Origin of the sequence: Bacillus sp. AP50 (assembly GCF_040492675.1) — a bacterium.
Lineage (GTDB): Bacteria > Bacillota > Bacilli > Bacillales > Bacillaceae_G > Bacillus_A > Bacillus_A cereus.
In genome coordinates this window covers 1-11,026 of record NZ_JBEUTW010000271.1, presented here as the reverse complement: position 1 = coordinate 11,026, position 11,026 = coordinate 1, and the positions used below count along the sequence as shown (strand labels likewise).

The following is an 11,026-nucleotide window of genomic DNA, read 5'->3' as shown; positions in this document are numbered from 1 at the left end:
TTCTTTTATTTACTTTTCAATTAATCCATTATTTAGAAATAGATGATATACTTTTATTTTTTTATGGACTATAAGAAAAGAAGAAATTCAAATGAATATAACTAAAACGCAGAAAAAGAAGATATGAAAACCTAATCTCATATCTTCTTTTTCTCTATGCATTTACAGGTTCTTCTACATAAGAAAGGGCATTTTCAAAATCGGATATTAAATCGTTAACATTTTCAAGACCGACTGATAACCGAAGTAATGAATTAGAGATTCCTCTTTCATCACGAGCTTCTTGCGACAGTGCTGCATGTGACATTTTTGCTGGATAAGAAAGAATTGACTCTACAGCTCCTAAACTAACTGCAAAAACAGGTAATTTTACTTTTGATAAAAATTGGCGGAGTGCATCTTCTGACTGCAAAGTAAACGATAAGACCGCTCCAGCTGATGTTGCTTGAGATTGTTGAATATCAAATCCGAGATGTGTTTGTAATCCCGGATAATAGACATTTTGTACTTTAGCGTGCTCTTGTAAATAATGTGCGATTTTATTGGCATTTTTAGCTGAATGCTCGAGGCGTACGTGCAATGTTTTTAGACCGCGAAGTACGAGAGAACAATCTTGAGGTCCTAAAATAGCACCGAATGCATTTTGTAAAAATCCAAGCTTTTGAGCGAGTTCTGCATCTTTTACTACTGCTAATCCTGCAGTAACATCACTATGACCAGCAATAAATTTTGTAGCACTATGAAGAACGACATCAGCTCCAAGTTCAAGTGGTTTTTGGAATAGTGGTGTCAAAAATGTATTATCAACAAAAGTAAGAGCGCCAATAGATTTTGCGAGTTTAGAAACCTCGCGAATATCTGTCACTTTTAAAAGTGGGTTAGAAGGTGTTTCTACATAAAAGAGCTTTGTATTTGGTTTCATGTTTTGTTTTATTTCTTCTAAATTGGTCATATCAACAAATGTATGTGAAACACCGTAACGGGAGAGTACCTCAGTTATCACTCGGTAAGTGCCTCCGTACACATCTTCTGAAATGAGTACGTGATCACCTTGTGAAAGAAGGAGGAATGCAGTGGAAATCGCTGCAATGCCTGATGCAAAGGCGAATCCTTTTGTTCCGCCTTCTAATAAAGCAATGATATCTTCAAGAGCTTCACGAGTTGGATTTCCTGACCTGCTATAGTCATATTTTCCGAACGTATCTACATCAAACTGGTGAAAAGTTGATGTGTTATAAATAGGAACGTTCACAGCGCCTGTTTGCGAGTCATGTTTATATTGGTTGTGTAGTAAGAGTGTATCTATAGAATAGCTCATATTCTTACACCTTCTTTTACGAGTTTAATGGCTTGCTTTAAGTCTTGAATTAAATCGTTACTATTTTCAATGCCAACTGAGAATCGAAGAAGACGATTGCATACGCCGTTTGCTGTTCTAATTTCTTCAGGAATATCAGCATGTGTTTGCGTTGCTGGATAAGTCATTAAACTTTCTACACCACCAAGACTTTCGGCAAATGTAATTAAGGATAAAGATTGTAAGAATGGATTAATCCAAGCTTCATCTTTAAGGCGGAATGAAATCATGCCGCCTCTTCCTGGATAAAATACATCTGTCACCCCGTCTTCATCATTTAAATACGCAACAACTGCTTTCGCATTTTCTTCATGTTGTCTCATGCGAAGCGCTAACGTTTTCATACCGCGAATTAATAACCATGAGTCAAATGGGCTTAAAACTGCACCTGATGCATTATGATAATGAGCGATTTCCTCGCAAAGTTCCTTTCCTTTTGCAACGACAAGCCCGCTTAGTACATCGTTATGTCCCCCTAAATATTTCGTTGCGCTATGAAGTACAATGTCAGCACCTTCTGTTAATGGTTGCTGTATATAAGGTGTGTAGAATGTGTTGTCTACAATAAGAAGTAGTCCGTGCCTTTTCGCTACAGTTGCGACAGCAGCAATATCAGTAACTTGCATTAATGGATTAGTTGGAGTTTCTATGAAAATAGCCTTCGTTTCAGTTGTGATAGCTTGCTCAATTTGTTTAATAGACTGTGTATTTACGTATCTACATCGAACATTCCACTTTTTTTCATGCTCAGAAAATAATCGATACGTTCCCCCGTATAAATCTTCAGATACAATAAGTTCGTCTCCAGAGCGGAATAGAGAAAGGACGAGGAGAACAGCCGCCATCCCTGAACTACAGGCATAACCTTGTTCGCCATATTCTAAGTCTGCAATCGCCTGTTCTAAAAGACCGCGAGTTGGATTGCCAGTTCGTGAATAGTCAAAGCCAGTAGATTTACCAATTCCTTCGTGGCGATAAGCGGTTGAGAAATAAACTGGTGGATTAACCGTTCCAGTTGTAGTTTCACTACGATTTCCGATTTGTGCTAGTTTTGTTTCGATTGTTGACATGTGAAAATTCCTCCTTTTTAAATTGAAACATTAAGTGAATATAAAATAAAAAAAGCCTTCTAAGAAGAAGGCTTTCGGTTTGAATAGAGTCTTCTTCTCATCTGTCAAATCTTTCACAATTTGCTGGAATTAGCACCTTATTAACAAAATGTTAATGGTTGCTGAGGCGTCACAGGGCCAGTCCCTCTACCTCTCTAGATAAGAATGTTCGTATGAAATTTTTATTATGTTTTTAACTTTACAATAAAAGATAATTGAATTGCAACTTTATTTTAAATAATTTTTATTTTTCCGCAAGTGTCATTGACTTTTAATTTTGTGCATGCTAAATTTATTAAAAAATTAACAAACATTGTTAAAAGGGGAACGCATTTCCTTTTAGCTACATAAATAAAATAATAAAGACAACTCTTATTGAGAGCGGTGGAGGGAAAGGCCCTGTGAAACCCGGCAACCTTCAAACGAAATGTTTGAAACGGTGCTAATACCTGCAAAACGAATGTTTTGCATAATAAGAGGAGGAACAATTATGTCCCCCTCTTCAAAGTGAAGAGGGGGTTTTTATATTGATAGAAATGAGGGAGATTCGTGAAATTACTAGATTTATTATCAAAAGGAATTGTAATAGGTGATGGTGCGGTTGGAACGTTATTGCATTCACATGGTTTGCAAAGTAGCTTTGAAGAATTGAACGTATCTGATCCAGATCTAATTATATCCATTCATAAACAATATGTAGCTGCTGGAGCAGATGTAATTCAAACGAATACGTATGGAGCAAATGAGGCGAAATTACGTATGTATGGTTTAGAAAATCAAGTTACAAAAATTAATAGAGCGGCAGTGAAATTGGCGAAAGCATCTGTGACAGATAAAAATGCAATTTTAGGAACAATTGGTGGTATGAAACATATCGGAGCTGTTACAACGACTGATATGGAAAGGGAGTTTATATTACTTGAACAGGCGGGGGCTTTACTAGAAGAACAGGTTGATGGATTACTATTAGAAACTTTTTATGATGAATTTGAATTACTTCATGCTGTTAAAGTGTTGCGTAAGCAAACGAATATTCCGATTGTTGCGCAATTAGCGTTACATGAAGCAGGTACGACTCAAAATGGAAATGATGTCAATGAAATATTAAAGCAGTTTATAGATTACGGTGCAAATGTTGTTGGATTGAATTGTCAACTGGGGCCGCTTCATATGACGGAAGCTTTCAAAATGATATCGATTCCGCAAAATGGCTATTTATCAGCATACCCAAATGCAGGTCTCCCGAATTATGTAGAGGGACGTTACGTATATGAGGGAAGTCCAGCTTATTTTGAAGCAATGACACCGAAATTTATTGAGCAAGGTATTCGGTTATTGGGTGGCTGTTGTGGTACGACTCCAGAACATATTCAAAGTATGAAGCGCGCTGTTGCGAATATTACCCCTGTAATAGAAAAAGAAACGATTCAAAGGCCAAAAGTCGTTCATACGCATGAGAAACGTTCGAAGGCTCACGTCACTCTAGCAGAGAAAGCAAAAAAACAAACGACAGTTGTAGTGGAATTAGATCCACCGAAAACGTTAGATACACAGCGTTTTTTTGAAGGAGCAAGAGCGTTAAAAAGAGCGGGAGCAGATGCTATTACTCTAGCAGATAATTCATTAGCATCGCCTCGTGTCTCTAATATGGCGATGGGTGCGTTATTAACGAAGCATGATATCCCAGTATTGACGCATTTAACGTGTAGAGATCATAACGTCATTGGACTACAATCTCATTTGTTAGGTTTATCGGCGTTAGGGATGGAAGAAGTGTTAGCTTTAACTGGTGATCCAGCGCGCGTTGGTGATTTTCCCGGTGCCACTTCTGTATATGATTTATCCTCTATTGAGCTTATTAAAATGATTAAAGAAATGAACGATGGACGTTCAATTTTAGGGAAATCAATTGGACCGGCGACAAGGTTTTCTGTAGGCGGCGCATTTAATCCTCACGTGAGGCACTTAAAAGCAGCGGTTAAGCGAATGGAACGAAAAATAGATGCTGGAGCGGAGTATTTTTTAACTCAGCCAATTTACGATATCAAGTTAATTGAAGAAGTGTATGAAGCGACAAAGCATTTGGAACAACCTATTTTTATTGGAATTATGCCGTTAGTAAGTAAGCGGAATGCAGATTTTCTTCATTTTGAGGTGCCGGGTATTACTCTTCCTGAAGAAATAAGAGAGAGAATGGATGGACATGAAACGAAAGAGGCAGCAATTGAGGAAGGGATTCGCATTTCACAAGAATTGGTCGACGCAGCGATGAAATATTTTAATGGTATTTATCTTATTACACCATTTTTAAAGTATGAAATTACAGAACATCTTGTTAAATATGTAAGAGAAAAGCAAGAAGTGAAAGAAGGTATTAATTGATGAAGTGTATAGAAGAAAAATTGAAAAATAGCATTTTAATATTAGATGGTGCAATGGGGACAATTATTCAGCAAGAGGATTTAACTGCTGAAGATTTCGGAGGAGAAGAGTACGAGGGCTGTAATGAATATTTAGTGGAAACAAGACCAGACGTTATTTTAAAGATTCATAAAGCTTATATTGAAGCTGGAGCGGATATTATTGAAACAAATACATTTGGGGCAACGAATATTGTACTAAGTGATTATGAGCTGTCTCATTTAGATGAAGAACTAAATGAAAAGGCAGCACTTTTGGCGAAGCAAGCTGTTAAAGAAAGCGGGAATGAAGTATATGTTGCGGGAGCGATGGGACCAACAACGAAAGCAATTAGTGTTACTGGTGGTGTGACTTTTGAAGAATTGATTGAGGCTTATACAAGGCAGGCACGAGGATTATTAAAAGGAGAAGTTGATGTATTACTCGTTGAGACGAGTCAAGATATGCGTAACGTGAAAGCAGCTTATATTGGAATTCAAGCTGCTTTTGAAGAACTGAAAAAAACGGTTCCTATTATGATTTCAGGTACGATTGAGCCAATGGGAACGACTCTGGCTGGGCAAACAATTGAAGCTTTTTATTTATCAGTAGAACATATGAAACCATTATCTGTTGGGTTAAACTGTGCGACTGGTCCGGAGTTTATGAGGGACCATATTCGTTCACTATCTGATTTATCGGAGTGTTACATTTCTTGTTATCCAAATGCAGGTCTTCCTGATGAAGATGGACATTACCATGAATCTCCATCTTCTCTTGCTGAAAAGGTGAAGCGATTTGCTGAAGAAGGGTGGGTTAATATTATTGGTGGTTGTTGTGGCACGACACCAGAACATATAAAAGCAATGAAATCCGCGCTAGCATCTCTTAAGCCTCGTGACCATCATGAGAGAGAAGGACATGGAATTAGTGGATTAGAAGCACTGCAATATGATGAGTCTATGAGACCGTTATTTGTAGGTGAAAGAACGAATGTTATTGGGTCACGTAAATTTAAACGATTAGTAGCAGAAGGGAAATTTGAAGAGGCTGCTGAAGTGGCAAGAGCGCAAGTGAAGAAAAATGCTCATATTATTGATATTTGTATGGCAGATCCTGATCGCGATGAAATAGAAGATATGGAAAACTTCTTAGCAGAAGTTACGAAAGTTTTAAAAGTACCGATTATGATTGATTCAACAGATGAAAATGTGATGGAGCGAGCTCTTACTTATATTCAAGGAAAAGCTGTTATTAATTCAATTAATTTAGAAGATGGAGAAGAACGATTTAAAAAAGTGACACCGCTTCTTCAGAAGTATGGTGCTGCTATAGTTGTAGGAACAATTGATGAAGACGGTATGGCGGTTAGTGCGGAGCGAAAGATAGAAATTGCGAAAAGAAGCTATGAATTACTTACAAAGAAGTATGGGATACGCCCGTCAGATATTATTTTTGATGCACTTGTGTTTCCGGTAGGGACAGGTGATGAAGAATATATTGGTTCAGCAGCAGCGACTATAGAAGGAATTCGCCTTATTAAAGAAGCGTTACCAGAGTGTTTAACGATTTTAGGGGTAAGTAACATATCATTTGGTTTACCACCGGCTGGACGTGAGGTATTAAATTCAGTCTTTTTATATCATGCTACGAAAGCAGGGTTAGATTACGCGATTGTGAATACGGAAAAATTAGAACGCTATGCGTCGATTCCAGAGGAAGAAAAACGCCTTGCAGATGCACTACTGTTTGAAACGACGAAAGAGACGTTAGAAGAATTTACAAACTTTTACCGAGTTGCTAAAAAGAAAGATATCGTTGTGCAAGAAACGTTAACGCTTGATGAAAGACTAGCAAATTATATTGTAGAAGGTACGAAACAAGGATTACACGAGGATTTAAGTCTTGCGCTTGAAGAAGGAAGAAAACCTCTTGATATTATTAACGGTCCGCTTATGACAGGGATGGATGAGGTAGGACGACTATTTAATAATAATGAACTTATTGTTGCTGAAGTATTGCAAAGTGCTGAAAGTATGAAAGCTGCTGTAAGCTATTTAGAGCCACATATGGAATCTAGTGATAGTGCGAAAAAAGGGAAAGTATTATTAGCAACTGTAAAAGGTGACGTGCATGATATTGGGAAAAATCTCGTTGAAATTATTTTAGCAAATAACGGATATGAGATTATTAATTTAGGAATTAATGTACGTTCGGATCGAATTGTTCAAGAAGTACAAGAAAAGAAGCCGGATATTATAGGCCTTTCCGGTTTATTAGTAAAATCAGCGCAACAAATGGTAACGACTGCTGAAGATTTAAAAGCAGCAAATATTGATGTTCCCATTGTTGTAGGTGGTGCGGCGTTAACGAGAAAGTTTACAGATAATCGGATTTCACCATCATATAAAGGGCTCGTTTGTTATGCGAGTGATGCGATGACGGGGCTCGATATTATTAATAAGCTTCAAAAAGAAGAAGAGCGTGAGAAGATGAAACAGGATAAAAAAGAACGTCATCTTCATATCGTAAAAAAAGAGGAGAAGAAAGTAGAAATTCCAGCAGTAATTGAGCCATTACCGAAGGCTGAAGTTATCGTGCCTGATTCAACAAAACGAATTGTATTACGAGATGTTCCTGTTTCACATCTCGCACCATTTCTGAATAGACAAATGCTACTTGGGCATCACCTTGGATTAAAAGGAAATGTGAAGAAGCTTTTGAAAGAGGGAGATAAGAGAGCACATGAATTAAATGATTTAATAGATGAATTATTGCAGGAAGGACAATCTTGGTTAAAGCCGAAAGCAGTGTATCAATTTTTCCCAGCGCAAAGCGACGGACAAAACATTGTAATATATAATCCAGAAGATCATACGCGTGTTATAGAGCGTTTCACATTTCCTAGACAAGGAAAGGCTCCCTATCGTACTTTAGGTGATTATTTGCGCCCAATAGGAGATGAGATGGACTATGTTGCTTTCTTATCTGTTACGGTTGGGGAAGGAGTTCGGGACATTGCTGAAGAGTGGAAGGCGAAAGGTGATTACTTACGTAGTCATGCCATTCAATCGTTAGCGCTTGAATTAGCGGAAGGACTTGCTGAAAAAACACATATGCTCATTCGTGACCGCTGGGGCATTCCGGACTCACCTGAACTGACGATGGAAGAACGTTTCCGTACGAAATATAGAGGAATACGAGTGTCATTTGGTTATCCGGCGTGTCCAGAACTTGCAGATCAAGAAAAGCTATTTCGCTTAATTCATCCAGAGGAAATAGGTATTTCATTAACAGAAGGATTCATGATGGAGCCAGAAGCGTCCGTAACGGCTATGGTATTTTCTCACCCTGAGGCAAGATATTTTAGTGTATTATAGTCTAGAAGGGGGAGACGTATGAAGAAAATAGTCTTTACAGGTGGCGGTTCGGCAGGACATGTAACACCTAATTTAGCCATTATCCCATATTTACAGGAAGACAACTGGGATATCTCTTATATTGGTTCTCATCAAGGTATTGAGAAAACGATTATAGAAAAGGAAGGCATTCCCTACTATAGTATTTCGAGTGGAAAGCTACGTCGTTATTTTGATTTGAAAAATATAAAAGATCCTTTTCTTGTAATGAAGGGTGTTATGGATGCGTATGTAAGGATTCGAAAACTAAAACCAGATGTAATTTTTTCAAAAGGCGGTTTCGTATCTGTACCAGTCGTAATTGGAGGATGGCTAAATAGAGTACCAGTTTTATTACATGAATCTGATATGACACCAGGACTAGCAAATAAAATTGCGCTTCGTTTTGCTTCGAAAATATTTGTTACATTTGAAGAAGCAGCGAAACATTTACCGAAAGAAAAAGTAATATATACGGGATCTCCTGTACGTGAAGAAGTGCTGAAGGGAAATCGTGAAAAAGGTTTAGCGTTTTTAGGTTTTTCACGTAAAAAGCCAGTTATTACGATTATGGGAGGCAGCTTGGGCGCGAAAAAAATTAATGATACGGCTCGAGAAGCATTACCAGAACTTCTTAAAAAATATCAAATTGTTCACCTTTGCGGAAAAGGTAACCTTGATGAAAGTTTACAAAATAAAGAAGGATATAGACAATTTGAATATGTACATGGAGAACTGCCAGATATATTAGCGGTAACAGATTTTGTTATTTCACGCGCGGGCTCCAACGCAATTTTTGAATTTTTAACATTACAAAAGCCGATGGTTTTAATTCCATTATCGAAATTTGCAAGCCGTGGAGATCAAATATTAAATGCAGAGTCCTTTGAAAGGCAAGGGTATGCCTCCGTATTATATGAAGAAGATGTAACTGTAAAATCTCTTATAAAGTATGTCGAAGAATTGAATCAAAATAATGAGAAGTATAAAACAGCACTAAAAAAATATAATGGAAAAGAAGCAATTAAAACAATCATTCAAAATATTTCAGAGGCATGATGAAACAATCATGCCTCTTTTAGTAGGGTGAAAGATTCCAAGAATTGATATTTTTATGTTACAATAAAGTGAAACTTTAATCAGTTGGGTTCATCCCACATCTAACTTCTTTACTGTTACTAAATTTTGAGGAGGTAGTCTTACTGCCCTCAAATAGCGGGATAACAAATGGGTTAATAGGGAAATTCCAATTAATGAGGCGTGAAAATACGAATGGATTAGGAGTGACTGTGTTGGAGCTAAGTCTCTATGAAAATACTGCACTTATTATATGCTTTGTGTTGTACGTTGGTAGTGTTATTGTTTATATTTCAAGGAAATTTTCGCAAGAAAGAGAGCTTGAAAAGTCAGAGATAACAGCTGAACTAGAAATGTTAGCTGATGAAAGTTATAAAAAACAAAAAATAAAAGAAGACCATGAAGCATCCCATCATTTAAACGCAAATAAGTTTTAAAGATGGGGATTTTTTTTGAAATTGTTCTTTATTATAGCTATAACAAATAACGCTAAAAAGGAGTTTCCCCATACACAATGAAGGAGTGTATATAAATGAATTTTTATATCGCCTCAGGTTTCCAAAATAAACATCTTGTACATTCCGTAGCAAATGAACTGAAACATGTAGGATGGCACCATACATATGATTGGACCAAAAATGAAAGAGCAGCGAATGAAGAACAATTAAGAGAAATTGGTCAGGCAGAACGAAATGCTGTAAAAGAAGCGGATGTATTTTTACTTATATTAGATGGCGGAAACGGGAGCCATACAGAGTTTGGAATGGCGATTGCACTAGAGAAAACGATATATGTATATCATGCAGGAAACCCGCTCCAAACAACGTTCTATCACTTGCCAGAAATAAATATTTTTGAAGGAGATGTAGCTGAGTTTGCATCTTTTGTTATGAATCATGTGAAATAATAGTAACTACCTAAAAGGTTATAAAAGTGATCTTTTGGGTACAGTGATGATAAGAAACGTATATAAAGGAGTACATAATATGAAATTAGAAAATGGATGGGAAACGAGCTTTTTAGAAGTCGTACAAAATAGTGAATTTAAGAAAGAGGCACTTCTTAGTCAATTGCTTTGTCAGGATAGTGAAGAAGTAGAAGAGCTTGTGGATGATTACGGCTACGAAGAACTTGTTGAACGTGAACATGATGATGAGTTAGCTGAAATCTTAGGAGAAGAACTTTTTAGTGAGATAGAACGCCAAGTATTCTTATCTTCAAACCCAGAAGAAAAACTTATTTCATTCGTCAATGGATTAGGTTTTCATGTGCTAGATTGGATCGTTCTTCTTGAAACAGAATTTGGCATTGATAGTGCAAACTTTACATCAGATGCTGTGAAGGTGTTAGAAAAGCGTTTCAGACAGTTTCCATACATAGAGGACAAGACAATTTTTGATATGACATTTGGAGAATCGATGGATGTATTAGAATCTGTTACAGGATTACAACTAAAGGAAAAGATGAACGTATAATGAAAAAAGAACGTGATTGGATCACGTTCTTTTTTTACATAATAATAATTTTATCATCTAGTTTTGTCTGCCCGGTAAGAAGTGCGTTTAAATATTCCACTTTTCTTATACAAGCTTGTATATGTCTTTCAATCTCTTGTAACTCTGCTTGGTGATGCGTTTCAATTGGATGAATTTGTACGTTGAATTTTTCAAATTGACTACTATATG

The 11,026-nt window shown here is 36.9% G+C and carries 8 protein-coding genes and 2 riboswitches; of the genes, 6 read left to right on the top strand and 2 right to left on the bottom strand.

Annotation, left to right across the window (positions count from 1 at the left end):
• Positions 1-154: 154 nt before the first annotated feature.
• Together metC and metI are read right to left on the bottom strand one after the other, a co-directional pair.
• Positions 155-1,318, bottom strand: coding sequence for a cystathionine beta-lyase (gene metC, locus ABWK52_RS19270; RefSeq protein WP_000122301.1), 1,164 nt, complete (start codon positions 1,316-1,318; stop codon positions 155-157).
• Positions 1,315-2,427: a cystathionine gamma-synthase/O-acetylhomoserine thiolyase gene (gene metI / locus ABWK52_RS19265; protein ID WP_000103889.1), complete on the bottom strand. Its 1,113-nt coding sequence runs from the start codon at positions 2,425-2,427 to the stop codon at positions 1,315-1,317. Before metI ends, metC begins: the two co-directional genes overlap by 4 nt.
• A 94-nt stretch (positions 2,428-2,521) precedes the next feature.
• Positions 2,522-2,632: riboswitch (SAM riboswitch) on the bottom strand.
• Positions 2,633-2,835: 203 nt separating this feature from the next.
• Positions 2,836-2,945: riboswitch (SAM riboswitch) on the top strand.
• Between the two features lie 70 nt (positions 2,946-3,015).
• Between metI and ABWK52_RS19260 the strand changes: the two genes are divergently transcribed.
• The 6 genes from ABWK52_RS19260 to ABWK52_RS19235 all read left to right on the top strand — a co-directional run bounded on the left by ABWK52_RS19260 (position 3,016) and on the right by ABWK52_RS19235 (position 10,816).
• Entirely contained in the window at positions 3,016-4,848 is a 1,833-nt protein-coding gene (locus tag ABWK52_RS19260; protein ID WP_000770357.1) for a bifunctional homocysteine S-methyltransferase/methylenetetrahydrofolate reductase, read from the top strand.
• Positions 4,848-8,246 carry a methionine synthase gene (metH, locus tag ABWK52_RS19255; RefSeq protein ID WP_098541551.1) on the top strand — a complete coding sequence of 1,133 codons (3,399 nt, stop codon included), beginning with the start codon at positions 4,848-4,850 and terminating at the stop codon, positions 8,244-8,246. The genes ABWK52_RS19260 and metH overlap by 1 nt, the downstream gene beginning before the upstream one ends.
• An 18-nt stretch (positions 8,247-8,264) precedes the next feature.
• Positions 8,265-9,323 (top strand): undecaprenyldiphospho-muramoylpentapeptide beta-N-acetylglucosaminyltransferase, encoded by a 1,059-nt coding sequence (murG, locus tag ABWK52_RS19250; protein WP_000724777.1) that lies wholly within the window; start codon positions 8,265-8,267, stop codon positions 9,321-9,323.
• Positions 9,324-9,517: 194 nt separating this feature from the next.
• Positions 9,518-9,778, top strand: coding sequence for a DUF3966 domain-containing protein (locus ABWK52_RS19245; protein ID WP_001250699.1), 261 nt, complete (start codon positions 9,518-9,520; stop codon positions 9,776-9,778).
• Positions 9,779-9,873: 95 nt separating this feature from the next.
• On the top strand, positions 9,874-10,248 hold the full coding sequence (locus ABWK52_RS19240) for a nucleoside 2-deoxyribosyltransferase (protein ID WP_001012336.1): 375 nt from the start codon (positions 9,874-9,876) through the stop codon (positions 10,246-10,248).
• Positions 10,249-10,327: 79 nt separating this feature from the next.
• Positions 10,328-10,816, top strand: coding sequence for a hypothetical protein (locus tag ABWK52_RS19235; protein WP_000764261.1), 489 nt, complete (start codon positions 10,328-10,330; stop codon positions 10,814-10,816).
• Positions 10,817-11,026: the final 210 nt, after the last annotated feature.

Bases quoted from the DNA above. Each gene is read 5' to 3' on its own strand.
- metC (WP_000122301.1), bottom strand. From the start codon at position 1,318: ATGAGCTATTCTATAGATACACTCTTACTACACAACCAATATAAACAT.
- metI (WP_000103889.1), bottom strand. From the start codon at position 2,427: ATGTCAACAATCGAAACAAAACTAGCACAAATCGGAAATCGTAGTGAA.
- metH (WP_098541551.1), top strand. From the start codon at position 4,848: ATGAAGTGTATAGAAGAAAAATTGAAAAATAGCATTTTAATATTAGAT.
- murG (WP_000724777.1), top strand. From the start codon at position 8,265: ATGAAGAAAATAGTCTTTACAGGTGGCGGTTCGGCAGGACATGTAACA.
- ABWK52_RS19245 (WP_001250699.1), top strand. From the start codon at position 9,518: ATGAGGCGTGAAAATACGAATGGATTAGGAGTGACTGTGTTGGAGCTA.
- ABWK52_RS19240 (WP_001012336.1), top strand. From the start codon at position 9,874: ATGAATTTTTATATCGCCTCAGGTTTCCAAAATAAACATCTTGTACAT.
- ABWK52_RS19235 (WP_000764261.1), top strand. From the start codon at position 10,328: ATGAAATTAGAAAATGGATGGGAAACGAGCTTTTTAGAAGTCGTACAA.